Genomic DNA, 23,505 nt, shown 5'->3' on the forward strand with positions numbered 1-23,505 from the left:
CCAGGGAGGAAACATGACCACCTATGTTCTGTCCGACGAGACACGCAGGAAATTCGAAGGCGTAAGCTGCGCCACCTTATGCACCGCCCTCTTCAAGCGCGGCCTGCGCAACCAGTTCATTCAGGACGTTCGTCCGGTCTCGCCGAAGGCGAAGAACATGGTCGGCCAGGCCTTTACCCTTCGATACATTCCGGCCCGCGAGGACCTGAACCAGCTTTCCGTCTTTCAAAATCCCGAACACCCGCAACGCGCGGCCGTGGAGAAGTGCCCACCCGGTTTCGTCATGGTGATGGATAGCCGGAAGGATCCGCGGGCGGCTTCCGCGGGCTCGATCCTGGTTTCGCGGCTGATGGTGCGCGGCGTCGCGGGTGTCGTCACCGACGGCGGCTTCCGGGACAGCCCGGAAATCGGCGAACTCGACATCCCCGCCTATCACAGCCGTCCCTCCGCGCCGACGAACCTGACGCTGCACCAGGCGCTCGACATCAACGTTCCGATCGGCTGCGGCGACGTCGCCGTCTGGCCGGGAGACGTCGTCGTCGGGGATCGCGAAGGTGTGGTCATCGTCCCCGCCCATCTCGCCGATGAGATCGCCGCCGAAGCCGTCGAGATGACGGCCTTCGAAGACTTCGTCACCGAGGAGGTCCTGAAGGGCCGCTCCATCATCGGCCTCTATCCCGCCACCAAGGATGAGACAAAGACGGAATTTGCCGCCTGGCGCCGGACCAAGGGACGCTAGGCATGACGATGCTTAGGGACATCACCATCCTTCAGGCCGCCGAACTGCCGGAAAAGACCGATCTGGAACTGAAGGAAACCTTCAATACCGTCCCGCTGCCGAAGGATGCCTCGGCGATCGGGCCGTTTCTTTCCGAATACGGAGCGCGGATTCGCGGCATCGCCGTCAGGCACGCCCATATCGATGCGGCCATGCTCGACCGCCTGCCGGCGCTGGAGATCATCTCCAGCTACAGTGCCGGTCTCGACGGCATCGACGTCGAGACCGCGCATGCCCGTGGCGTCGTCGTCCGCAACACCTCGAAGATCCTTGCCGAGGATGTCGCCGACCTTGCGCTTGCACTAAGCATTTCGGCCACGCGCGGCCTCATGCGCGGCCACGATTTCGTGCGCGAGGGAAAGTGGGGCGAGAGTGCCTTCCCGCTCGGCCGCTCGCTGAGATCGATGAAGACGGGGATCGTCGGGCTTGGACATATCGGTTCGGCGGTCGCCGCCCGGCTGAGCGTGATGGGAGCGCCGACCGCCTATTACGGCCCGAGGCGAAAGCCTGTCGACCTTCCCTATTTCGACGGCATCGAGGCGCTCGCGGCCTGGGCCGATCTTCTGATCGTCACCTGTCCCGCCACTCCCGAGACGATCGGCCTCGTCAACGGCGCCGTGCTCGCGAGCCTCGGCCCGGAAGGCTATTTGGTAAACGTCTCGCGCGGCACGATCGTCGACGAACAGGCGCTCATCACGGCGCTCGCCGGAAACGGGATCGCCGGCGCGGCCCTCGACGTCTTCGAGAAGGAGCCCTTCGTCCCGGAAGCGCTCCGCACCGACCCGCGCGTCGTCCTCTCGCCGCACATGGGCAGCGGTACGCGCGAGACGCGGCAGCAGATGGGCGACAGCATGGTTGCCGCATTGGTGGAGCATTTCGAGAGCCGCCACGCGTGATCGTTCGCAAGAACCCCTCCCCACCCCCGCCCCACCTGTGAATGGGGAGGGGTTCGTTCCTTGCACGCTCGCGGCCCCGTCCCTATCCTCGCCTCCTCCCCTCGCGGTGAAAGAGCAATACGATCGCCCCAAGGATGATCGCTCCGCCGATCACGACCTCCAGCCGGATCGGCTCGCCGAAAAGCACCAGGCCAAGAACGAGGGCGATCGGCAGCCGGATGAAGTCCACGATAACCAGCAGCGAAGCGTCGGCGAGCTTCATTGCCCTCGCGAAGGAGAGCTGGGCGAAAAGGCCGCCGATACCCTGCAGCGCCATGAGGGCGAGGCTGAACAGCGAAGGCGTCTGCCAGAAGGGCAGAGCCATGACGAAAGCCACGGGGACCGTCACGAGCAGGTTCAGCCAGGCGATACTGAGCGGGTCCTCGCGCTCGGCCGAAACCTTCATCAACAGCGCGACGATGGCGAGACCGACCGCCGACCCCAGCGCCCAGGCCGCGCCTGACTGGAAGGTTGCGGCGCCCGGCCTGACGACGATCAGAATGCCGGCGAAGCCGGCAACGAGGCTGAGGACCCGGGCGACCGAGAACCGCTCGCCGAGAAAAAGTACCGACCCGAGCGCAACGAAGAGGGGCATGGTGAAGGCGATCGCGGTCGCGGAGGCCAAAGGTATCTCGGTGACGGCAATGAAGGCCGCGACGAGCGCCAGAAGCTTGATGACGGCCCTGATCGCATGGACGGAGAAATGCATCGACCGGCCGCCGGATTGCGCGATGCCGAGCGGAAATCCGCGGCGGCACAGCATCAGATAGAGCGCGATCAGGCTGGCAAGGTTACGGAAGAAGACGATGCCGATCGGGTGGACCTCCCCGGCCACGAAGCGCACGATGACGCCGTCCATCGCCGCGACCAGGGAATTTGCCCCCATCAGCAGCGCTCCGGCGACGGCCGCAGGCAGGGCGATCTTCTTCATGCCGCGTCGGCGGCTGTCTGCCACTTCGGCTTCGGAGTCGCATTGATGAGCTGACGCGTATAGGCATGTTGCGGGTTGCGGAAGATCTCTTCCGTCGTCGCGTGCTCGACGATCTCGCCGCTCTTCATGACGATGATGCGATCGGCAAAGTGACGAACGATCGGCAGATCATGGGTTATGAAGATGTAGGCAAGGCCCAGCCGGTCACGCAATTCCGCCAGAAGGTCGATGACCTGCACCTGCACCGAGACGTCGAGCGCCGAGACGGCTTCGTCGCAGACGACGAGTTCCGGATCGCAGGCAAGCGCTCGGGCAATGGCGATGCGCTGCCGCTGGCCCCCTGAGAACTGGTGCGGATAGCGTTTGGCGTGCTCTGGATTTAAGCCGACGAGCCCCAGCAATTCGGTGACCCGGTCGCGCCAGCGCGCCTTCTCCAGAATGTCCTTGTGGATGCGCCACGGCTCCGAGACGATGTCGAACACCGTCATGCGCGGGTTCATCGAACTGTAGGGGTCCTGGAACACCATCTGCACCTTCCGGCGGAAGGCCAGCAGTTGCTTGCGGTCCATCTTCAGCACGTCGCGTCCGTGAAACAGCGCCTGGCCGCCGGAAGCCTCGTTCAGGCCCAGAAGCACGCGCGCGACGGTCGATTTGCCGGAGCCGCTCTCGCCGACGATCCCGATCGTCTCGCCGGCTGCGACGTCGAAGCTCAGGTTCTTGACTGCATGCAAGCGCGCCGGCTTCGCAAAAAGCCCGGACGAGAGCGTGTAGAACTTGTCGATGTTCTTCACTTCCAGGATCGGTTTCCCAGCCGGCCGCGGCGCCCTCGCCGGCGCTCCATCGTCGGCATGCGGGAGGGCATTGATCAGCGTCCGCGTGTAGCTGTGGGCGGGATTTTCGAAGACGGCGCGGGCTTCGCCCTCCTCCACGATGCGGCCGGCCTTCATGACGATCACCCGGTCGGCCATATTGGCGGCGACCTCGAGGTCATGTGTGATCATGATGATGGCAAGGCCCTCTTCGGCCTGCAGCTTCTTCAGAAGCTCGAGGATCTGCGCCTGCACGCTCACGTCGAGTGCCGTCGTCGGCTCGTCGGCAATCAGGATTTCCGGCCTGAGCGCGATCGCCATGCCGATCATGATGCGCTGGCGCTGGCCGCCGGAAAACTGGTGCGGATACTGGTCGATGCGCTTCTCCGGCTCCGGGATGCCCACGCGCCTCAATATGTCGACCGCCCTTTGCCGAGCCTCGGCACCAGTCGCAACGCCGTGGACACTGAACACCTCCTCCAGCTGCCAGCCGATCGTATAGACGGGGTTCAGATGGGAGAGCGGGTCCTGGAAGATCATCGCGATCCTGCGGCCGTTGAGGTCCCGCCGCTCACCCTCCGGAAATGAGGAGAGATCGCGCCCGCGATAGGCGACCGAACCCGCGCAGATATCGCCCGGAGGCGTGTCGATGAGCCCCATGATCGCACTGGCGCTGACCGACTTGCCGGAGCCGGACTCGCCCAGGATCACGAGCGTCTCGCCGGCGTCGACATGAAAGCTGACCCCGCTCGTCGCACGGAAGGCACCTCCGAGCGACAGGAAATCCACGGTCAGATCCTTGACCTCGAGGAGGTGTGGGCCGGTCATTTGCGTTTCTCCGGAATGCCCTTCTTCGAGCGGGCGAGTTCGATCCGCCACCGCTGCTGCGGATCGGCATAGGTGCGCCACCAGCTCGACAGGATATTGAGCGAAAGCGTCGTCAAGAGGATCGCCAGGCCGGGCCAGAATGCGATCCACCAGGCGGTCGAGAGATAGCCGCGGCCGGTCGCGACCATGGCTCCCCAGGTGAATTCAGGCGCCTGGATGCCGAGGCCGAGGAAGCTCAGCGACGACTCGGCAAGAACGACGGTTGCGAAGTCGATGGCTCCGATCGTGACCAGCGTCGGCAGCACGATCGGGGCGATGTGACGGAAAAGGATGCGCGTGTGATTGGCGCCGAGCGCGACGGCGGCGCTGACGAACATCCGCTCTCTCACCTCGAGCACTTCCGCACGCGTGGTGCGCAGATAGATCGGCACGCGGGTGATCGCCAGCACCAGAATGAGGTTGGTGACGGAAGGGCCCAGGCTGAAGAGGACGATCAGCGCCAGCAGCAGCGAAGGAAAGCTCATCACGATGTCAGCACCGCGCATGATCATCGTGCCGGCGGCGCCTCGCGAATAGCCGGCAATCAAGCCGAGCATGCCGCCGATGACGACCGAGCAGAGCACCGCAAAGAACGCAATGCCGATCGTGTTCTGCGCACCCACCACGAGGCGCGCGAGAAGGCTGCGGCCGAGCGTGTCGGCGCCGAGCACATAGGTCCAACCCTGAGACAGGCTGAACGGCGCCATGTTTCGTGCGCGGAAATTCGGTTTGTCGATGAGGTCGCCCATCAGCCACGGACCGAAAACGGCGCATGCAACCACGACCAGCAGGAAGATCACGGCGGCGAGCGCCAGCCAGTCCCGGCTGACGAGACGCAGTATCTGAAAACGCGAGACTTTCGTCTCGGGGGTATCGGCGGAAGTCGTCATGGCCGTCGCACTCATCTCGTTTCAAACCTTATGCGGGGATCGAGCCGCGCATAGACGAGGTCTATCGCGATGTTCAGGACGAAGATGGCAATCGCCGTCACCAGCACCGTCGCCTGGATGAGCGCGAAGTCGCGCCGTACGATCGCGTCGATCATGAGCTTGCCGATGCCAGGCCAGCCGAAGATGGTTTCCACGACGACGGCGCCGTTGACGAGGCTTGCAGCAAGGTCGCCGGCGACGGTGATGACCGGGAGGAGCGAGTTGCGCAGGGCGTGCCGGAAGACGATCCGGGACCGGTTCACGCCCTTGGCCCGCGCGGTCTTCACATAGGGCGAGGCAAGCGCACCCATCATCGTGCCGCGAACGACCTGGACCAGCAGGCCGAAGGGTCTGAGGGTCAGCACGAAGATCGGCATGATCCAATGCAGCGCCGTTCCCGTCCCGGAGGTCGGAAGCAGGCCCAGTCCGACGGAGAAGACAAGGATCGCCACGATCGCAACCCAGAAATCCGGGGCGCTGGCGCCCGCCAGCGACGCGGTGCTCGCGATCTTGTCGAACAGGCTGTTCGGGCGTGCCGCGGCAAGCGACCCGACGACGACGGCGAGACAGAGAGAAAGAACGATCGCGATCACGGCGAGCTTCAGCGTTTGCGGAAAGGCCTCGAGCGCTACTTCCATGGCCGGCCGGTTGCGGCTCAGCGCGTCCCCGAAATCGAAGCGCGCGAGATCGACCAGGTACCGGCCGAATTGCACGACCAGGGGATCGTTGAAGCCGTGCGCTTCCGAGAAGGCCTGACGCTGCGCTTCGGAAGAATCGAGCGGCAGATAGAGATAGGCCGGATCGCCGGTAAGCCTCGAGAGGAAGAAGACGAGCACCAGAAGTCCGATGACCGCGATCAGGCTCTGGCCGGCGCGTCTGAGAATGAAAGCGAACACGGCGTTTCCTTTCCACCGTAATCAAGGAGGGCGCCGCGACGTGAGACACGCCGCGGCGGCAGGTCGGGTTGGTCAGTCCTTGAAATGGATCTCGGAGAGCGCGATTTCGCTGTTCGTCTTGAGGTCCGGCTTCCAGTCGAGGCGCGAGCCGACACGGACATAGCCGATCATGTGGTACATCGGCACGTCTGCGACGATCTCGTCGTGCACCTTCGCGAAGACCTCCTGAAACAGCTTTTCACGCTCGTCGCCGGTCGCGGCCATCGCCTTTTTCAGCACGACGTCGAGGTCGGGATCGGCGATCGTCGAATATTGTCCCTCGCTCAGATACATGACCGGAGCGGTAAACCCGGCGTCGCCCGTGTTGTTGTCGTGCTGCTGCTGGAAGAGCGTCGGCCCGCGTCCCTCCGGGAAGGGCTTGTCGAGATAGCGCACCCAGTCGGCCGCTTCGAGCTGGCGTATGGAGACGTTGAGCCCGATCTCCTGCCACATGGACCGCATCGCTTCGAGGCTTTCGGCCGAGTTCGGGAAGAAACCGTTGCGCCCGATCAGCACGATCTCCTTGTCGACCGGAGCACCCTCGGCCTTGGCTTGCTCGACCAGCTTCATCGCCTCTTCGGGATTGTAGGTCCATGGCTTGATATCGGGGTTATGACCGCGAACGCCCGGGACGACCATTTGCGAAGCCCGCAGAACGTCCTTGCCGAACAGCGCTTCGCCCATGCCGTCCCAGTCGATGGCCATGTTCAGCGCCTTGCGGATGCGGACATCGTCGAGCGGCGGAATCTGCGCATCGATGCGCATGCGCGTCGTCTCTGAGTTCAGATAGGCAAAGTCCGACTCGGCATTGGTCGCGTCCTGCACGGCGATGGATGGGGTCATGTCCGCTTCGCCGGATTCGACCATGGCCGCCCGGATGGCCGACTCGCTGCGCCAGACATAGGTCGCGCGCGTGACGTCCGGCTTGGCACCCCAGTAGGCATCGTGACGCTTCAGGACGATCTGCTCGTTGGACTTGCTTTCGACGACATAGGGTCCCGTGCCCACGGGATCGTTGCTTTCCTTGTCGAACGGCATGTTGGGGGAGACGATCTGCACGGTGCCGAGCAGCGTCGGCATGATCGGCACCGGGCTGTCGGAGGAGATCTCCACCGTCTGCGCATCGATCGCCTTCGGCGTCAGTTTGACGTCGCCGAATTTCGAGCGGCTGTCGCAGGTGAGGTCGGGGTTCATCAGGCGATTGATGGACTTGACCACCGCTTCGGCGTCGAATGCCGCGCCGTCCTGAAACTTGACGCCGCTCTTGAGATGCACACGCCAGGTCAGATCGTCCACCTGCTCCCATTTTTCCGCTAGCCAGGGGCCGACGGTGCCCTTCTCCGTGTCGATGACAGTCAGGGTCTCGGTAATGTTTGAATTGATGATGCGGCCGATATCCGACCTGATGGAGCGACAGGGATCGAGATTGGCCGGCTGCTCCGGCAACACGATCTTAACCTCGCCTTCGGCCGCCATCGCGACGCCCGAAAAGAGCGTCGCGGTCAAAAGCGCCACGGCGCGGGTACAATAGCGGATGGTCATTTCTTTCTCCTCCTCGATAAAGACCAGGACGTTGCGGCGGGCCGTTTTCGGCCTCGTAGTCCTCCGGCACCGCATCCGCACTAGCGCACTAATGTATTAGTGTGTCCACACGAAAGTGTCAACTCAGGCTGAAAGCGGTCGCGGCTGCCTTTCCGGAGCGCCTCAGGCAGGCGGCTTCAGCCTGCTTCAAGCTCTCCACCGCTACGCCGACGGGGCCAAGCTTCGCAGCGCTCAGATTGGAGATCATCGGCATCAGCGGGCCCGTGTCGGCGATCCCTGCCAGCCGCATGCCGTCATGAAGCACCTGCAAACCGCCAAGGTCTGTGCGAACTCTCTCGAACTCCAGAAACGGCCGGCTGAGCTCCAACGCCTCGGCTCCGCGCCCGGCCTTGTAGAGCGTAAGGAGTTCCATCGCGGCCGAAGGGGCAATGCAGACCGCGCCCGAAGTATAGGTCGTCATTGCGCGGCGGCCGAGATGGTCGTGGATCGGCGTTTCGCCCATGCCACTCGCCATCCGGTCTTTCCCGATCGCCGCCATGACGGCGTCGAGATAAGCGTCCTGCGCCGGATCGGCCCGCTCCACCGCATATTTGACGAAATCGACCGCGCCTTCGGAGACGAGGCGGGCAAGCTCGTCCGGATCGACATAATTCTCCCGCTTCAGATAGAGCACCAGGCCATGGCCAAGGACCGCCGCGAGGCGGCGCACGCCATTGGCGACACCGGCGGAATCTGCTGGAAACTGCGTCGGGAGCAGCATCACGTTCTTGAAACCCAGATCGCGGGCGATCGGCACCTGCGCCAGGGCCTTGCCGAAGTCCGGACCGATCGACGTGACGAGAGCGGTCTGCGGTGCAGCGCCCGCAATCACCGCCTCCATGCCCGCGCGATAGTCGTCCAGGCCGAAATGATAAAGGTTGGCGTTTCCGCCATAGAGGAGAATACGCACCCCGCCTGCCTCGATATGGCGAATGATCGCCACGTTGGCGTCGGCATTCACCGTCAGGTCCGCATTCAACGCGATGGGCGGGACCGCCACCACGGAAGCTGCGTAATCACGGGCGTCAAGTCGAGTTTGCATGAGAACCTCCTCCATAAGTCGGTTTTCATTACAACATGCCCGATGATTTGTAAAATATATTTACCTATCAGGAGTCGATCGTTCCGTCCGTCATCCTTCGGCGCGCCTTGATGATGTGCGTTTCCATCGCCACCCGTGCCCATACGGAATCTTTCGTGCGGATCGCTTCGACGATCTCGGCATGTTCGGCAATGACCCGACGGGCGCGTGCCTGCGATCCGGACCGGGTGAGAGCAAGCGAGACATTCATGAAGCTGGTCAGCGAAACCTCCGAACCTTCCAACGCCTTGGCGAAAAACTCGTTTCCTGTTCCCTCGCAGATCGCAAGATGGAAACGCCGGTCGCTTTCGGGAAGGAAAGCCCCGCGGCCCACCTCATGGGCGAAGGCCTCATGGGCTTCGAGGATGGCGGCAAGCTGCTTTTCCGTACGCCGCTCCGCTGCCAGTGCTGCCGCCTGGCCTTCCACGTAGAAGCGAAGCTCCTGATAGCGCAGGAAGCGCGAAATGTCCTCCAGGTCGGCCAGGTTCGGCAGATCTTGCGAGGGCCTGCTCAAGACATAGGTGCCGCTGCCGCGCCGCGCTTCCACGAGGCCGTCGACCCGCAGGCGCGCAAGCGCCTCGCGGACGACCGGGCGCGAGACGCCGAAGCGTTCGGCAAGTTCGTTCTCCGTCGGCAGCCGCGCGCCCGGTTGAAAGATGCCGTTCAATATGTCGTGCAGGATGCGCCCGTAGACCTGATCGGCATAGCTCGACGGGCGGGTTTCGGCTAGGCTTTCGAGGATGGGCGACTTCGCGGGCACGGCGATCCTTCCTGTCCTGCCGGGCCGGCCGGCGAGATCCACTTCACACTAACACATTAATGCATTATTACAGGATCTGGAACCGTCCTGGAGGATTAGATTTTTGATATCGGAAGCTCCGGCTGCCAAACACCGCAGCGGCCTTGACCGCACCCGGCAGATCGCGCCGCAAATCGTGGAATATCTTCGCGAGAGGATCCTCGCACTCGACCTCGCCCCCGGCACGGCGCTCTCGCGCGTCGAGTTGCAGAAACAGTTCGGTCTCAGCCAGACACCGGTGCGTGACGCGCTGATGCGCCTGGAGGAGGAAGGCCTCGTCACCGTCTATCCGCAATATGCGACGCTGGTGTCGAAAATCGATATCAATCTGGCACGCCAGACCCACCTCATGCGCCGCGCCGTCGAGCAGGAAGCCGTCTTCAATCTGGCGGAAAAGCCCGGCAGGCGGCAGATCGCAGACCGGCTGCGAGCGGCGAACACCAGGCTGAAAGCCCTCGCCTCCAAGGAACATGCGGAGTTTCTCGCGGCCGACCGTGCGTTCCACTTCATCATCTTCGAGGAAGCGGGGCTGGAGCATATCTGGCCGATCATCCGCCGCCACAGCGGCCATATCGATCGTCTGCGGCGTCTCAATCTCGTCAATGTCGGCACCAAACGTGTGGTGGACACCCACGACATGATCATCGAAAGCATCGAAAAGGGTGCGCCGGTCGAGGCAGCGCAGGCGATGAAGATCCACCTCTCCGGTACATTGTCGATGATCGACGACATTGCGGCGCGTTATCCGGACTACATAGAACTCGGCTAAAATGCCGGGAGCCGCGCGCGGCCACCTCATCGATAGGATCGCAGACGACGGTCCCGCGGATCTCCTTGTCTGATCCGGCTCGCCTGAGGGCATGTTCGACATGATGGATTATCTGCTCCTCGCCGCCTCGGGTTTCATCGCCTGGATCGTTTCGACGATCGGCGGCGGAGGCGGAGCCATGCTTCTCGTGCCGCTTATCGGCTACATCGCCGGTGCCCAGGCCGTCGCTCCCGTGGCCGCGGTCGCCACCGTCATTACGGGAGGCGGGCGCATCCTGGTGTTTTTCCGGGATATAGAATGGCGCGTCGTCGCCTGGGGTTTCCCCGGCGCGGCCCTCGGCGGCGTCCTCGGCGCCGCCGCCTTCTCCAACACCTCGGCGGAGTGGCTTCAGATCGTCGTCGGTCTGTTCCTGATCTCGACAATATTCCAGTACGGCTTCGGCCGGCGGGAAAGGGCCTTCGCGGCTGCAACCTGGTGGTTTTTCCCGGCACAATTGATCGTCGGATTTCTGTCCGGCCTGATCGGAGCCATGGGGCCGATCCTCAACACGCTCTATCTCAATGCCGGCATCACCAAGGAAAAGATGGTGGGGACCAAAACAGCAATCTCCCTACCCATGCATCTCGCCAAGATCGGCACCTATACGGCGTTCGGAGCATTGACAGGCAAGCTGCTGATGTTCGGCATCGCCGCCGGGCTGGGAGCGCTTCTGTCCAACTGGCTCGCCAAGCGCGTGCTGGCGAACATAAGCGAGCTGAATTTCCGCGCAATCGTGATCGGCTTCATGGCGCTGAGCGGAGCAGTGATGGTCTGGGAGCAGAGAGATACGCTCCTGCGGATTTTTCCGGGGAGCACTTGATCCGCCTATTCAGTGCGCTCGGGTTCCAATCAGGATCCGGCCCGCCCACCGGGCCGTCGGATGCCAGCCGGACTTCTCCGGCTGGCACTGCCGATCAGGATAGATGGTGCCGTTCCTGAAGGCCATAGACCGGCGTCGATATGCCTTCGCAGCGCGCTTTCAACTGCAGCGAAAGATATTGCGAATAATGCCGCGACTGATGCAGGTTGCCACCGTGGAACCAGAGCGCCTCCTGCTGCGTCGGCTTCCACATGTTGCGCTGCTCGCCCTCCCATGGACCCGGGTCTTTCGGTGTATCGGAGCCGAGGCCCCACACCTTGCCGACCTTGTCGGCGACCTCCTTCGAGATGAGGTCCGCTGCCCAGCCGTTCATCGAACCGTAGCCTGTGGCGTAGACGACGAGTTCGGCCGGGAGCACGGTGCCGTCCTTCAGCACCACGGCATCCTCGGTCAGGTGGCTGACGTCGGAACCGGACTTCAGTTTGATGCTGCCGTCGATGACGAGGTCGCAGGCGCCGACGTCGATATAATAGCCGGAGCCTCGGCGCAGATATTTCATGAACAGGCCGGAGCCGTCAGCGCCCCAGTCGAGCATGAAGCCAGCCTTTTCGAGATCGGCATAGAACCTGGCGTCCCGCTCGCGCATTTTCTCGTAAAACGGAATCTGGAACTCGTGCATGATTCGGTAGGGCAGCGAAGCGAAGATCAGGTCGGCCTTGCGCGTCGTCACGCCCGCGGCAAGCGCCCGCTCGGAATAAAGATCGCCGAGCCCGATCTCCATCAGCGTGTCCGATCTGACGATGTGGGTCGACGATCGCTGCACCATGGTCACATCGGCGCCGCCCTCCCAAAGTGCGGCGCAGATATCATGCGCGGAATTGTTGGAGCCGATGACGACCACCTTCTTGCCGCGATAGGCGTCCGGACCGGGATGCTGCGACGAATGTTGCTGCTCGCCCTTGAATATGTCCTGGCCTTCGAGCTTCGGCACGTTCGGCTTGCCGGACATGCCGGTTGCGAGAACGAGCTGCTTCGGCCTGAGGACGACCTCCTCGCCATTGCGCTCGACGACCACCGTCCATTCCTTGGTCGCTTCGTCGTATCGGGCCGACTTGCAGGTTGTGGAACTCCAATAATTGAGTTCCATCACCCTGGTATACATCTCCAGCCAGTCGCCGATCTTGTCCTTCGGCGCAAAGACCGGCCAGTTTTCGGGGAAGGGGATATAGGGCAGATGGTCGTACCAGACCGGATCGTGCAGGCAGAGCGACTTGTAGCGCTTGCGCCAGCTGTCGCCCGGTCGTTCGTTCTTCTCGATGATGATCGTCGGCACGCCGAGCTGCCGCAAGCGCGCGCCGAGCGCGATCCCGCCCTGGCCGCCGCCGATGATGACGGCATAGGGCTGCATCGTGTAGCCAAGTTCGGCTGCTTCCGCTTCGCGCTTTTCCTTCCAGGTCCTGCGGTTCGGGTCATGACCGTGTTCGGCGCCGAGCGGCCGCCTGAGCCCCTTCGGCTCCTCGTGCCCCTTGAGCTCCGTCATCGTCGTCAGGAGCGTCCAGATCAGTCCGTTCTTGAGGCGGATATGGCCGTGGCCGCGCGCCACCTCGGTCTCGAACTCGAACCACCCTTCGGTGACGCCGTCGCCGGCGCTTGCCGGTTCGTTCTCGTCCTGGCGCAGGCGCGCCGGCTTGATCTCCGCGAGCTGCGTCGTCAGCATGTCGCGGATCTGGTCCTGCCCCTCCATCGTTTTGAGATTCCAGGTGAAGGCAACGAGGTCGCGCCAATAGCAGTCGGCTTGAAACAGATTGACGGCCGTATCGATGTCGCCCTGCTCGAGGGCTTTTCCGAGTTTGGCAAGCGCGGTATCGATGCGGGTGCCGGGACTTTCTTCAAGCATGGGTATCCTCCTCTTCGCTTGGATAACACACGGGCGGCTCCTCAACCGCCCGCAGACGCCAATCGTCGAACCACCTTCTGCAATGACCGTGCCAGGGCAGAAAACCACGTATTTTCAAGGAGCAGAGAGCATGGAGGTGTCGCATGAAGCGACGCGGCTGCAACATGTGTGGCGCCGCGCCTGTTGCACGGCAGCCACCGGGATTACGCGTCCCAACGGATTTACGCGTCGAGGACTGGCGGTAAGGTGTAACCGCCTCTGGCCGGCAGGCCAGGGGGTATCCCGGCTGCAGGGGGCGCCGCGCCTCAATGGCGGTGTGGCTTGAGGCGGTAGCGCTTGATCTGCCGGTGCACCGTCGAGCGATCGAGCCCCAGCCGGCGGGCAGCCTCGGAAATGTTCCAGTCGCAAGCGGCGAGCGTCAGGCTCAAGGCAGCGCTCGCCTCGCTTCCGCCGACAGTGTCCGCATTCGCCAGGAGGTGGTCCGGCAGGTCGCCGGGCTCCACGACGCCGTTCTCGGCAAGTGCCGCGGCGACGGCGATGACGTTGTCGAGTTCGCGGATGTTTCCCGGCCAATCATGAGCCTTGAGCGCAGCCAGGGCCGCCGCGGACAATATCAATTCGCCGTCACTGTGCCGCTTCAGGAGCCGCTCCAGCACCCAGTCGAAGTCCGGTCTGTCCCTGAGGGCCGGGAGCGAGAGGGTAGCGGCATTGAGCCGGTAATACAGATCCTCGCGGAATGCTCCTTGCGAGACGAGCGTCTTCAGCGACCGATGCGACGCCGAGACAACCCGGATACGCACCTTCCGCGGCGCCGTCCCGCCCACCGGCAGCACCTCGCCTTCGGCAAGCACGCGCAACAGCCGGCTTTGCAGGGAAAGCGGCATGTCGCCGATTTCGTCGAGGAAGAGCGTTCCGCCGTCCGCCTGCTCGATCAGGCCCTTGCGGCCCTTGGCCGAAGCACCGGTGAAAGCTCCCGGCAAGTAGCCGAAAAGCTCGCTTTCGATCAGCTGCTCCGGAATCGCGGCACAATTGATGGCGACGAACTGGCCCTTGAGACCGCTGCCCTCGTGGATGGCGCGCGCGAGATGTTCCTTGCCCGTCCCGGTCTCGCCCTGAATGAGGATCGGCAATCGCGTCCGTGCAAGCTTTGCCGCCTTTGCCTGGAGCGCCGCGATCACGGGCGCTTCGCCGCCGAGCCGCCGCAAGGCCGGTGGAATCTGTTCGTGCGAAGCGAGCGGTGCGCGGACCTTCGAGTGCGGCTCGATCGCATGGGCGAAGAGCGCATTTCCGTCCCGGGCAAAGACGAGCCGCTCCTGGGTCGGACGCCGGCGGGTAAGGTCGGACAGATCATCGATCTCGATGTCCAAGAAGCGCGACACCGGCTCGCCGATCAGTTGCCGTGGATCGCGCCAGTCGAGGCCCGTCGAGCGCGCTAGGATTTTCGCCCCAGCATGGGTCATGCCGGCGATCCGGCCAAGACCGTCGATCGAGATCGCCGCCTCCGGATCGACGTCGAGGAATTCGGGAGAGCGCGAGAACCGCAGGACCCATTGGTTGCGCGCCTGCGCCATGAGATTGGCAAGCTCGATGCGCCTTACGGTCGCCGTCACCAGATGCAGTGCAAGATTCTGGCTCGCCTTTAGGATTGGCGAACTCAGAAGCGAGATGTCGAGGACGGCGGAGAGTTCGCCCTGGATGTCGTAGATCGGCGCGGCCGTGCAGGAGAGCGGCGTGTGGGTGTTGTCGAAATGGTCGGTCTGGTGGATCGTCAGCGCCTCTCCCGTTTCCAGGCACGCGCCCACCGCACAGGTCCCGGCGCGCCATTCGGACCACTCCGAACCCAAATAGAGCCCCGCCTTGCGCAGGCTGTTGCCGAAGAGGGGATCGCCGAGGAACTCGACCGTCACGCCTTCGCGGTCGGAAAGCAGCAGCACGTAGTTCTGCCCCGCCACCTGGCGGAACAGGTTTTCGAGCCCCGAACGGGCGATGGCGATCAGATCCTCCGATTGCTGGCGGTGTTCCCTAAGTCGCGTTTCCGGGACGATATAGGCTTCACAACTCTGCGCCGGATCGAGCCGGTGATGCTCCAGGCAGCGCAGCCACGATTTCACGACCGTCTCGTCGCGGCGCACGGGAAGACCACGGCTGACGCGTTCGATTTCGCGGATATGCTCGGAATGTGAAACCATCGCCGCCTCCCAACGGACCGCGCTTGCTCCTCCGGCAGAGTGTGCGCATGACAGGTCCGAAAGTAAAGGAAGCGGCGGCTCGATGCACTACCGATGAAGTTGTCGTTCCGCCGTGGGAGGCCCCCCCTCGAGCAGGCGATCCACGATCATGCGGCCGATCGGAATTGCGGAGGTAGCAGCCGGCGATGGCGCGTTGCAGACGTGGAGCATCCTTTCGGTCTGTTTGAAGAGGAAGTCATGGACGAGGCTGCCGTCGGCCATGACCGCCTGCGCCCGGATGCCCGCCTGCGGGACCGCGAGATCGTCTATCGTGAGCGAGGGGCAGTATTTGCGGCACTCCCGCAGATAGCGGAACCGCGATGCCGAATTGGCGAATTCCGCGATCGCTGAACGCCAATTCTTCGCCGCCATTTTCCAGAAGCCGGGAAACGCCGCCATGTTCGCTACATCGGCCGCTTTGAAGCTGCCCTTTGGGTAGCCCTCGCGGGCAAAGCCCAGCACCGCATTGGGGCCGACGGTCATGCCTCCGCCGATCGTCCGGGTCAGGTGAATTCCCAGGAAAGGAAGGTTCGGGTCGGGAATGGGGTAGATGAGGCGCCGGGTCACGCCGGCCTTCGACGGCGGCAACACGTAATATTCGCCCCGGAACGGAACGATGCGGTGGTCAATGCTGAGCCCGGCCATCAAGGCGATGCGGTCGGACTGCAGGCCGGCGCAGGCGATCAGCTTGCGCGCTTCGATGCGGCCGGATGCACTTGCGATCCGCACGCCGCCATCCTCTTCGGCAATGGCAGTGGCCTCGATCCCGCGCCGGATGTCGCCGCCCCGGGTTTCGATGCGCTCGGCCATCGCCCGGCAAACGGCCGAATAATCGACAATCCCCGTCGTATGGACGAGAAGCGCACCGAGGCCGGCGATGTTAGGCTCGTCCGATCGCAGCTGCGACTTCGACAGGCGAGAGTATTCGATCCCATTCTGCTGTGCTCTTTCTTCCAGGCTCTCCATGCGCTCGATCTCGGCAGCGTTCGTCGCGACCAGCAATTTGCCGCAGGTTTCGAACGATATGCCGTTCCCGGTGCAGAACTCTTTGGTCGCCTCCGCTCCTTCACGGCACAGCTTCGCTTTCAGGGACCCCGGTGCATAGTAAATTCCGGCGTGAATCACGCCGCTGTTGTGGCCCGTCTGATGGCGCGCAAGCTCCCTCTCCTTTTCCAGAAGCACGATGTTGGCGCCCGGCACCCGTTCCTGCAGCGCCATAGCGGTCGCAAGGCCGACGATGCCGCCTCCGATGATACAATATTCGTACAAGCCGCAACCCCTCTTGCCCCCGGTCCTGCCGGCATGGGGAAGATAATGCACCGGACGTCAAGGTGGAAACCGGCGAGGTGGCTGTCGTCGCTTACTCGGTTGCCGATCAGGAAGCGCGCACGCGCGGCAGCACCGTGCCCCCGAAGACCTCGATGAATTCGAGCTGATTGCGCCCGACATTGTGGAGATAGATTTCGTCGAAGCCTGCCGCGACATCCTCTTCGATCCAGGCAAGGTGCCGCCCCGGATCGGAAGAAATCCGGACATAGGCGTCGAGGTCCTCCGGGCGGACGCCGCTCGTCGCCGTTTCTATGTCGCCCGGCGTCCTCAGGGTTTCCGATTGAAAGGCGCTGAGCGCATTGCTCCGCCACTGGTCGAAGGCGTTCCGTCGCGCCTCCTCGTCGCTTCGGGCATAGGAGACATGAACCTGAAGGCAGAGTGGCTTGCCGTCGCCGCCGCCGCGCTTGAACGCGTCGGCTATCGCCGCGAGCTTTTCCGGCGACTGATTGACCGTTATGAGACCGTCCGCCCATTCGCCGGCACCTTCCGCCGTTTCCGGCGTCAACGCCGCGGCAATCAGCGTAGGCGGACATTCGGGAAGCGTGTAAAGCCGGGCCTCGGAGACGGCAATGGGCGCGTCCCTCGTCACCGTTCGGCCGGCAAAAAGCTCGCGTATAACGTCAACCGCCTCGCGCAGCCTGGCGTTTCGTTCCGCCTTTCCCGGCCAGGCTCCGCCGACGACATGCTCGTTCAGCGCCTCGCCAGTGCCGAGCGCAAGCCAGGCAAGGCGGCGCGGAAACATCTGCGCAAGGGTTGCGGCGGCCTGGGCCGTTATCGCCGGGTGATAGCGCCAGCCGCAAGGTACCGTGACGAGACCGAAGCTCCGCTCGGTTGCCTGGAGGGCGGCGCCGAGCCACGCCCAGGCAAAGCCGCTTTGCCCCTGGCGTTCGCTCCAGGGCGCCAGATGGTCGGACGACATGGTGCAATCGAAGCCTGCCTGTTCTGCCGCCCGCGCCCAGTTCAGCAGGTCGAGCGGGGTGAACTGCTCATGCGATGCGTGATAGCCGATCCTCGCCATCTCAATCCTTCCTTCCCGAATGAAGCCACACGTAGCCGAAGGGACCCAGCCCTATCGCCAGACGCTGCCCGGAAAGCTCAACCTCACGTTCGCCGAGAATATCATTGAGCCTGGCGTCGATTGCGCCGGGCAGTTCGAGCTCCGCCCGCCGCTTGGCGTCCGAAAGATTGTGCAACACGACGAACAATTCGGTGCCGTCGGAATAGGCCACTGCGAACAGCGCCGGGTCTCCGGTGTGCAGCATGACCGGGCGTCCCCGGTTGAAGAGCTCGTGCCGGCGCCGCGCCAGGATCATCGCCCGCACGCGGTTCAGAAGCGACCCCGGATCGTCACGCTGAGCTTCGACATTGACCCGCTTGAAGGAGAATGGGCCATCTGTCACCGGCGGCTGGACGAGTTTGCCGCGCTGGGCCGTGGAGAAGCCTGCATTGGTACCCGCATTCCACTGCATGGGCACGCGAACCGGCTCGCGGCCGGGACGTGAAAGGTCCTCGCCGAGACCGATCTCGTCGCCGTAGAGAACGAGCGGCACGCCCGGCGAAGACAAAAGCAGACTGAAGGCGAGTTCCATTCTCGCCCGGTTTCCGTCCAGCATAGGCGCAAGGCGGCGCCTGATGCCGCGTCCGTAGATCCGCATCTGTTCATCCGGGGCGAAGACCGCAAAGGTTTCTTCCCGAATGTCTTCCGGCAGGCGATCGAGGTTCAGTTCGTCGAGATTGCGCAGGAAGTTCGCCCAGCCGCAATGGGGAGGCGGCTCCGGCATGATCGAAAGCGCCTGGCCGATGAGGTCGGCCTTCTGCCGCGCGAGGCTCGCGGCGAAGGCCCCGCACAGCACGAAGTTGAACAGGAGGTCGAGCTTTCCCTCGCCGAAATAGGAGCGCAGCTCTTCCGGCGCCAGGTCAGCTTCGCCGAGCAAAAGACCGTCCGGGCGCCGGCCATCGATCAGCGCGCGCATTTCCCTGAGAAAGCCCTGGGGGTCTCTGGGGTCAGCGTGTTCTATGCCGGTTTCGCCGATCACGAATGGCGCGGCATCCACCCGAAATCCGTCGACGCCCAATGTCAGCCAGTAGTCCACCACCCGCAGCAACTCGTCGCGCACCGCCGGGTTGGCGATGTTCAGGTCCGGCTGGAAATGGCGGAACTTGTGGAAGTAATAGGCCTGGGCGACATCGTCAAACGTCCAGACGCTGCTTTCCTCGCCGGGAAACGCGGTCTCGTTATCCGGAGCGACCGGAGGCGGACTTTCCGACCAGACGTAATAGTCGCGAAAACGGCACCTCGCGTCGCGTCGCGCCGCCTGGAACCAGGGATGCTCACTGGAAGTGTGGTTGGCGACGAGATCGATGACGACGCGAATGCCCTGTTCGCCGGCGGCGTGCAGGAAATCCAGGAAGTCGTTCAGCGTTCCGAGAACGGGATCGATGGAATAGTAGTCGCTGACGTCGTAGCCGTTATCGGCGAAGGGGGACCTGAAGAAGGGCGAGAGCCAGACGCAGTCGATGCCGAGATAGTGCAGATAAGGCACGCGCTCTTTCAGACCTATGAAGTCGCCGATCCCGTCGCCATTTCCGTCCGAGAATCTGCGCACATCGATTCCATAGATGACCGAGTTCGAGAACCACGGCGCCTCTTTCATCGTCCGCTCCCTTGAAGGTTCCGCTCCGCATAGGCCGCGGTCGCGACCGCGCCGCGCGATGCTGTGCCGCTGTCGAGCCGGGTAAATTGCACGACCACGGGAACATCCGCGTCGATGACTGCGCCGAAATCCTCGTCCAGCGGCAGCGCCTCGGGAAAGATCAGGTCGTTGAAGCGGACGCGGCGGACCCGCCTTGCGGCGACCTCCACCTCATAAGGTCCGACAGCCGGACGATTCGCATAATGGATATGAATGCGGAGCCTGGCCGGGCTGTCCGAGCAGTTGAGCACCGCGATCTCGTCGCGGCTCGTGAATTCGGGTTCCGGACCGTTGCTTTCAAGGGGAATATGCCCTCCGGCTATCGTCCATCGTCTCTTGCCGATCGCCTGCATGTATCCTCCTAGGTCACGATGTTCTCAGGTCGGGTCGACCTGAAGACATGAACGTGATCGATTCCGAGCGGAAAAACGCACTTCGCTTTTCCGCATCCCGCTCTAGCACCCGCAAAGCCCGCGCAGATAAGGCGTGAGAAAACGCCCGTCCGGGTCCATTTCCTGCCGGAGCGCGAGAAAGCGATCCCACATCGGGTAAAGCGGTCTGAGCTCGGCTGCGCGAAGGCTGTGCTTCTTCGCCCAGTGCGGCCGTCCGCCGTGATCGCGCATGATCGGTTCGAGATCGAGAAAGAAGTCCCAATAGGGGAGCGTCGCATTCTGGTGAAGCGATATGCTCACGGAATCCCGCCCATAGGCCTCGCTGAGCCAGCTGTCGTCTGCCTTGATGTAGCGATAAAGCAGACGCCAGCCGACCGAGCGGCGCCATCTTTCCTTGATCCGCGCGCGCAGCTTTCCGAGGCATTCCGGCCCCACTTCGGCGGGCATGGAATATTCCATCTCCTCGAAGCGATGGGGAAGGTCGCTGTGCTGGGGAATGACCTCGTGCGGCGGGCCGGTTTCGTCCTTTGCCAGCCGCGCGAAGGCGCTGTAATCCTTCTCCTCGCCGGGCGGGTTGAGGCAGCGGATCTTCACCTCGTCGGAGCGGGGATACCAGTAAAAATCGAAATTCCGATTTTCGCGGGAGAGCTTGTCGAACACCTCCATGCAGGCCTCGAAGGCAAGGCACCATTCCTGGCGGTGCAGATCGTGCAACGGCTCGAGCTTCAGAGTGATCCAGGTGAGAATGCCGAGCGTCCCGAAGGAGACGCGCAGAGCCCGCACGAAGTCCGGCTCCTCTTCCACGTCGAACGTCCTTATCTCACCCCTGGCGGTGACCAGGCGGCCGCCCACGAGCATCATCGACAGGTTTGGGAAATTCCGTCCGGACCCATGCGTTCCGGTTCCAATCGCACCGCCGACGGTCTGGGTCGCCACGTCGCCGAAATTGGAGAGCGTCAAGCCGGCCGCCTGCAGCTCCTTGCTGAGCTCGGTCAGCTGCGAGCCGGCGCCGACCGTGGCGCGACAGTGTTGTGCATCATGCTCGCGTAAGCCGCAGATAGCGGCCAGCGAGACGAGAATGTCGTCGGTCACGTAAACCTCGCTCGACGAATGGGCTGAGCCGACCGGCCGTATGCTGCGGCCCTGCCGCGCGGCTGCGCGCACGAGCGACGCCACGGTTTCCTCGTCCCCCGGCACCTCCAGCCGCGAAGGACGAAAGCGCAGGCCGCCCGACCAGTTGTGAAAATCCTGACCGAGGTTCTCAGAGGTAGCACTCCACGGTGTGTTCGGCATGCTACTCCTGGCAATAGGCGATTGTGCTCAACAGAGCGTGGGGCGGCTGCCGGGAATCGAGCCGCGTCTGCTGCACGACGATCGGCATGTCGGATTCGATCAGCGAGGCGTAGGGCGTGTCCCGCGGCACGCGCTCCGGATCGTCGAGATCGTTGAAACGCAGGTGGACCGTCCGGCGGGCCGCAACGGCAAGACGGTACGGGCCTGCTGGCTCCCGGTCGGAAAAGAACAGCGTGATCTCGACCTTGGCCGGCGTGTCACCGGTATTCAGGATGCAGGCGCTTTCGTGGGAGGCAAGCTCCGGATCGTCGCTCGCGCTCGAAGAAGGGATGTAGCCGTCGGCGATTGCCCATCGCCTGCTGCCGATAGCATGCGTCATTCTCGGGTCCTCGAAGCCGATACTTCGGGTTCGAACCAAAGAAGGCATGCTTTGTTCCCGGCGGCGGGGTTGCGTTCTACGGAATTCCGGGCAATTCGCCGGTGTTCGCGTCCGGCGCCGCCTCATGCGGCGGCTGCGGCTCCTCGTCGGTTACCTTCCTGCCGGCAGAGGAGTTCTTGAGGTTTTCCTCGATCTTCTCGTGCCCGGGCGTTTCCGGCAGCGCGGCACGGAAGTTACGGGCGTAATCCTCCGGCATTTTCGGCGGCATCAGCGGCTCGTAGCGATCGACCAGCGCCTGGATGACCACCGGCCCATCCGCGGCGAAGGCCTGATCCATGATCCCGTCCAGTTCGCCGAAGGACTGGACGGTGAAGCCCCGGCCGCCCATGGCCTCCGCCGCCGCGGCGAAATCGATCGGCGGCAACTCGCAGCCGAATTGCGGATTGCCGAGAAACATCATCTGCTCCCAGGCGATCTGGTTCAGCATGTCGTTTCGGATCACCAAAAGCTTCAAAGGAATCCTGTAGCCGGCGGCTGTTGCAAATTCGCCGAGCTGCATCGCCAGTCCGCCGTCGCCGACGATCGCATAGACCGGGCGGTCCGGCATGGCGATGCCCGCCGCGATAGCATAAGGCAGGCCCGAAGCCATCGAGGCGAGGGCGCCGGAGACCGCGAACATGTGGTCCGCTCCGAGATCGACATGACGGGCCGCAAGCTCGGTGTTCTGCCCGGAGTCGGTGACGACGATGCCGTTCTTCGCAATGCGCCGGCCGAAAGCCGCGACCGCTGCCTGTGGTTTAAGGGGAGAACTTCTGTCGCCTTCCATCGCCCGCAGTTCCCGGCGCCAGTTTCGCGTCTGCTCTTGCGCCCGCTCGAGGAACGACCTGTCCTGCTTGCGTTCGAGCCGCTTATTGAGCATGCGGAGGGTCTCGCCTGCCTCGCCGACAAGCCCGACCTCGACGGGGTAGCGCAGGCCGATGCGCTGCGGGTCATGGTCGATCTGGATTCCGGCTGCCGTGTTCGGCCTCGGATAGTATTCGATATAGGGGAAGGTCGAGCCGACGATGAGCAGCGTGTCGCATTGCTGCATGATTTCCTGCGACGGTGCGGTGCCGAGTATGCCGATGCCGCCGGTGGTCAGCGGGTCGTCGTCGGGCAGCACCGCTTTGCCGAGAAGAGCCTTTGCCACGGGCGCGCCCAGCAGTTCCGCCGTCTCGCGGAGAGCCTCCTTCGCCTCGAGTGCGCCGCGCCCCGCAAGAATTGCCACCTTCCTGCCCGCATTCAGGAGATCCGCCGCTCTCGAAAGATCGCTTTCGAGCGGCAAGAGCTTGCCGGCGAAATATCGGCTCGGCATGTGCCCCGGCCGGTTGCGGCGGGACCGCCCGCCATCGGCCGTCCGCTCCTGCACGTCATTGGCGATCGAAAGATGCGCCACGCCGCGCTTGGAGAGCGCCGACCGGCAGGCAAGGCTCGCGAGGTTTTCCATGTGGGCTGCGTCGTTCACCTGAGCGTTGTAGACGGCGACGTTTTCGAAGACGCGGGTGAGATCGACGTCCTGCTGGGAGAACGTCTCGATCAGGTCATGATACTGCATGCCGGTGATCGCGAGCACCGGCATCTGGTCAAGCTTCGCATCGTAGAGGCCGGTCAGCAGATTCGTGCCGCCTGGGCCCGATGTAGCGAGACAGACGCCGAGCCTGCCGGTGAATTTGGCATAGGCGCATGCCATGAAGGCGGCCGATTGCTCATGGCGCACGGAAACGAACCGGATGCGATCCTGCCGCCTCCTGAGCGCCTCCATGATGCCGTTGATGCCGTCTCCGGGCAGGCCGAAGACGACGTCGACCTCCCATTCGATAAGTGTTTCGATGAGGATATCGGAAGCGTTCGGCATATTTGCCCCTCCTCCGGTCAGCGTAAGGTGATTGGCGGGTTCGATTGAAGGCTTGGAGCCTTCTAATCTCGTCCTGCCGGGAAATGTTCCGCCATGGCAAAGCTCCGCTGATCGGGTCGGCCGCAAA

General features: G+C 63.5%; 20 protein-coding genes. 4 read left to right on the plus strand and 16 right to left on the minus strand.

Annotated features, from left to right (window positions below):
• Positions 1 to 13 precede the first annotated feature (13 nt).
• Positions 14 to 739, plus strand: a complete 726-nt coding sequence (locus CN933_RS10550; RefSeq protein ID WP_102761451.1) for a ribonuclease activity regulator RraA — start codon at positions 14 to 16, stop codon at positions 737 to 739.
• Between the two features lie 2 nt (positions 740 to 741).
• On the plus strand, positions 742 to 1,674 hold the full coding sequence (locus tag CN933_RS10555) for a 2-hydroxyacid dehydrogenase (RefSeq protein ID WP_102761452.1): 933 nt from the start codon (positions 742 to 744) through the stop codon (positions 1,672 to 1,674).
• Between the two features lie 82 nt (positions 1,675 to 1,756).
• On the opposite strand, the gene CN933_RS10560 is transcribed toward CN933_RS10555, so the two are convergent.
• From CN933_RS10560 to CN933_RS10590, 7 genes are all read right to left on the minus strand, one after another.
• The gene (locus CN933_RS10560) at positions 1,757 to 2,644 is read right to left on the minus strand and encodes a DMT family transporter (protein ID WP_102761453.1); all 888 of its coding nucleotides are present in this window, start codon (positions 2,642 to 2,644) and stop codon (positions 1,757 to 1,759) included.
• Positions 2,641 to 4,281, minus strand: a complete 1,641-nt coding sequence (locus CN933_RS10565) for an ABC transporter ATP-binding protein (protein ID WP_102761454.1) — start codon at positions 4,279 to 4,281, stop codon at positions 2,641 to 2,643. Before CN933_RS10565 ends, CN933_RS10560 begins: the two co-directional genes overlap by 4 nt.
• Entirely contained in the window at positions 4,278 to 5,210 is a 933-nt protein-coding gene (locus tag CN933_RS10570; RefSeq protein WP_026168691.1) for an ABC transporter permease, read from the minus strand. Before CN933_RS10570 ends, CN933_RS10565 begins: the two co-directional genes overlap by 4 nt.
• A gap of 11 nt (positions 5,211 to 5,221) precedes the next feature.
• Positions 5,222 to 6,145: an ABC transporter permease gene (locus tag CN933_RS10575; protein ID WP_003532182.1), complete on the minus strand. Its 924-nt coding sequence runs from the start codon at positions 6,143 to 6,145 to the stop codon at positions 5,222 to 5,224.
• 72 nt (positions 6,146 to 6,217) lie between these two features.
• Positions 6,218 to 7,726 carry an ABC transporter substrate-binding protein gene (locus CN933_RS10580; RefSeq protein WP_018095929.1) on the minus strand — a complete coding sequence of 503 codons (1,509 nt, stop codon included), beginning with the start codon at positions 7,724 to 7,726 and terminating at the stop codon, positions 6,218 to 6,220.
• A 118-nt stretch (positions 7,727 to 7,844) separates the two neighbouring features.
• Positions 7,845 to 8,822, minus strand: a complete 978-nt coding sequence (locus tag CN933_RS10585; protein ID WP_180980703.1) for a dihydrodipicolinate synthase family protein — start codon at positions 8,820 to 8,822, stop codon at positions 7,845 to 7,847.
• A 52-nt stretch (positions 8,823 to 8,874) separates the two neighbouring features.
• A complete protein-coding gene (locus CN933_RS10590) occupies positions 8,875 to 9,606 on the minus strand; it encodes a FadR/GntR family transcriptional regulator (protein ID WP_100670902.1) in 732 nt (243 codons plus the stop codon).
• 103 nt (positions 9,607 to 9,709) lie between these two features.
• On the opposite strand from CN933_RS10590, the gene CN933_RS10595 reads away from it, so the two are divergent.
• Together CN933_RS10595 and CN933_RS10600 are read left to right on the plus strand one after the other, a co-directional pair.
• Positions 9,710 to 10,414, plus strand: a complete 705-nt coding sequence (locus CN933_RS10595) for a GntR family transcriptional regulator (protein ID WP_102761455.1) — start codon at positions 9,710 to 9,712, stop codon at positions 10,412 to 10,414.
• A 100-nt stretch (positions 10,415 to 10,514) separates the two neighbouring features.
• On the plus strand, positions 10,515 to 11,273 hold the full coding sequence (locus tag CN933_RS10600; RefSeq protein WP_102761747.1) for a sulfite exporter TauE/SafE family protein: 759 nt from the start codon (positions 10,515 to 10,517) through the stop codon (positions 11,271 to 11,273).
• 94 nt (positions 11,274 to 11,367) lie between these two features.
• Here the strand turns inward: CN933_RS10600 and CN933_RS10605 are convergent, their stop codons facing one another.
• The 9 genes from CN933_RS10605 to CN933_RS10645 form a co-directional block, all read right to left on the minus strand.
• Positions 11,368 to 13,170 carry an NAD(P)/FAD-dependent oxidoreductase gene (locus CN933_RS10605; RefSeq protein ID WP_102761456.1) on the minus strand — a complete coding sequence of 601 codons (1,803 nt, stop codon included), beginning with the start codon at positions 13,168 to 13,170 and terminating at the stop codon, positions 11,368 to 11,370.
• 305 nt (positions 13,171 to 13,475) lie between these two features.
• Positions 13,476 to 15,359, minus strand: coding sequence for a sigma-54-dependent Fis family transcriptional regulator (locus CN933_RS10610; RefSeq protein WP_102761457.1), 1,884 nt, complete (start codon positions 15,357 to 15,359; stop codon positions 13,476 to 13,478).
• Between the two features lie 87 nt (positions 15,360 to 15,446).
• Entirely contained in the window at positions 15,447 to 16,667 is a 1,221-nt protein-coding gene (gene lhgD / locus CN933_RS10615; protein ID WP_018095936.1) for an L-2-hydroxyglutarate dehydrogenase, read from the minus strand.
• Positions 16,668 to 16,773: 106 nt separating this feature from the next.
• Entirely contained in the window at positions 16,774 to 17,745 is a 972-nt protein-coding gene (locus CN933_RS10620; RefSeq protein ID WP_102761458.1) for a TIGR03885 family FMN-dependent LLM class oxidoreductase, read from the minus strand.
• A gap of 1 nt (position 17,746) precedes the next feature.
• Positions 17,747 to 19,381 (minus strand): alpha-amylase family protein, encoded by a 1,635-nt coding sequence (locus CN933_RS10625; RefSeq protein WP_018095938.1) that lies wholly within the window; start codon positions 19,379 to 19,381, stop codon positions 17,747 to 17,749.
• Positions 19,378 to 19,773 carry a sensory rhodopsin transducer gene (locus CN933_RS10630; protein ID WP_018095939.1) on the minus strand — a complete coding sequence of 132 codons (396 nt, stop codon included), beginning with the start codon at positions 19,771 to 19,773 and terminating at the stop codon, positions 19,378 to 19,380. Before CN933_RS10630 ends, CN933_RS10625 begins: the two co-directional genes overlap by 4 nt.
• Positions 19,774 to 19,875: 102 nt before the next feature.
• Positions 19,876 to 21,105, minus strand: coding sequence for a D-arabinono-1,4-lactone oxidase (locus CN933_RS10635; RefSeq protein WP_102761459.1), 1,230 nt, complete (start codon positions 21,103 to 21,105; stop codon positions 19,876 to 19,878).
• A 1-nt stretch (position 21,106) separates the two neighbouring features.
• Positions 21,107 to 21,484 (minus strand): sensory rhodopsin transducer, encoded by a 378-nt coding sequence (locus tag CN933_RS10640; protein ID WP_018095941.1) that lies wholly within the window; start codon positions 21,482 to 21,484, stop codon positions 21,107 to 21,109.
• Positions 21,485 to 21,560: 76 nt separating this feature from the next.
• Positions 21,561 to 23,378: a thiamine pyrophosphate-binding protein gene (locus CN933_RS10645; protein ID WP_102761460.1), complete on the minus strand. Its 1,818-nt coding sequence runs from the start codon at positions 23,376 to 23,378 to the stop codon at positions 21,561 to 21,563.
• Between the last annotated feature and the right edge of the window lie 127 nt (positions 23,379 to 23,505).

The sequence above is a fragment of the Sinorhizobium sp. M4_45 genome, assembly GCF_002885915.1.
Classification (GTDB): domain Bacteria; phylum Pseudomonadota; class Alphaproteobacteria; order Rhizobiales; family Rhizobiaceae; genus Sinorhizobium; species Sinorhizobium meliloti_A.

Coding starts and splice junctions, on each gene's coding strand:
- CN933_RS10550 (WP_102761451.1), top strand. CDS start 14: ATGACCACCTATGTTCTGTCCGACGAGACACGCAGGAAATTCGAAGGC.
- CN933_RS10555 (WP_102761452.1), top strand. CDS start 742: ATGACGATGCTTAGGGACATCACCATCCTTCAGGCCGCCGAACTGCCG.
- CN933_RS10560 (WP_102761453.1), bottom strand. CDS start 2,644: ATGAAGAAGATCGCCCTGCCTGCGGCCGTCGCCGGAGCGCTGCTGATG.
- CN933_RS10565 (WP_102761454.1), bottom strand. CDS start 4,281: ATGACCGGCCCACACCTCCTCGAGGTCAAGGATCTGACCGTGGATTTC.
- CN933_RS10570 (WP_026168691.1), bottom strand. CDS start 5,210: ATGACGACTTCCGCCGATACCCCCGAGACGAAAGTCTCGCGTTTTCAG.
- CN933_RS10580 (WP_018095929.1), bottom strand. CDS start 7,726: ATGACCATCCGCTATTGTACCCGCGCCGTGGCGCTTTTGACCGCGACG.
- CN933_RS10585 (WP_180980703.1), bottom strand. CDS start 8,822: ATGGAGGAGGTTCTCATGCAAACTCGACTTGACGCCCGTGATTACGCA.
- CN933_RS10600 (WP_102761747.1), top strand. CDS start 10,515: ATGATGGATTATCTGCTCCTCGCCGCCTCGGGTTTCATCGCCTGGATC.
- CN933_RS10605 (WP_102761456.1), bottom strand. CDS start 13,170: ATGCTTGAAGAAAGTCCCGGCACCCGCATCGATACCGCGCTTGCCAAA.
- CN933_RS10610 (WP_102761457.1), bottom strand. CDS start 15,359: ATGGTTTCACATTCCGAGCATATCCGCGAAATCGAACGCGTCAGCCGT.
- CN933_RS10620 (WP_102761458.1), bottom strand. CDS start 17,745: ATGGCGAGGATCGGCTATCACGCATCGCATGAGCAGTTCACCCCGCTC.
- CN933_RS10625 (WP_018095938.1), bottom strand. CDS start 19,381: ATGAAAGAGGCGCCGTGGTTCTCGAACTCGGTCATCTATGGAATCGAT.
- CN933_RS10630 (WP_018095939.1), bottom strand. CDS start 19,773: ATGCAGGCGATCGGCAAGAGACGATGGACGATAGCCGGAGGGCATATT.
- CN933_RS10635 (WP_102761459.1), bottom strand. CDS start 21,105: ATGCCGAACACACCGTGGAGTGCTACCTCTGAGAACCTCGGTCAGGAT.
- CN933_RS10640 (WP_018095941.1), bottom strand. CDS start 21,484: ATGACGCATGCTATCGGCAGCAGGCGATGGGCAATCGCCGACGGCTAC.
- CN933_RS10645 (WP_102761460.1), bottom strand. CDS start 23,378: ATGCCGAACGCTTCCGATATCCTCATCGAAACACTTATCGAATGGGAG.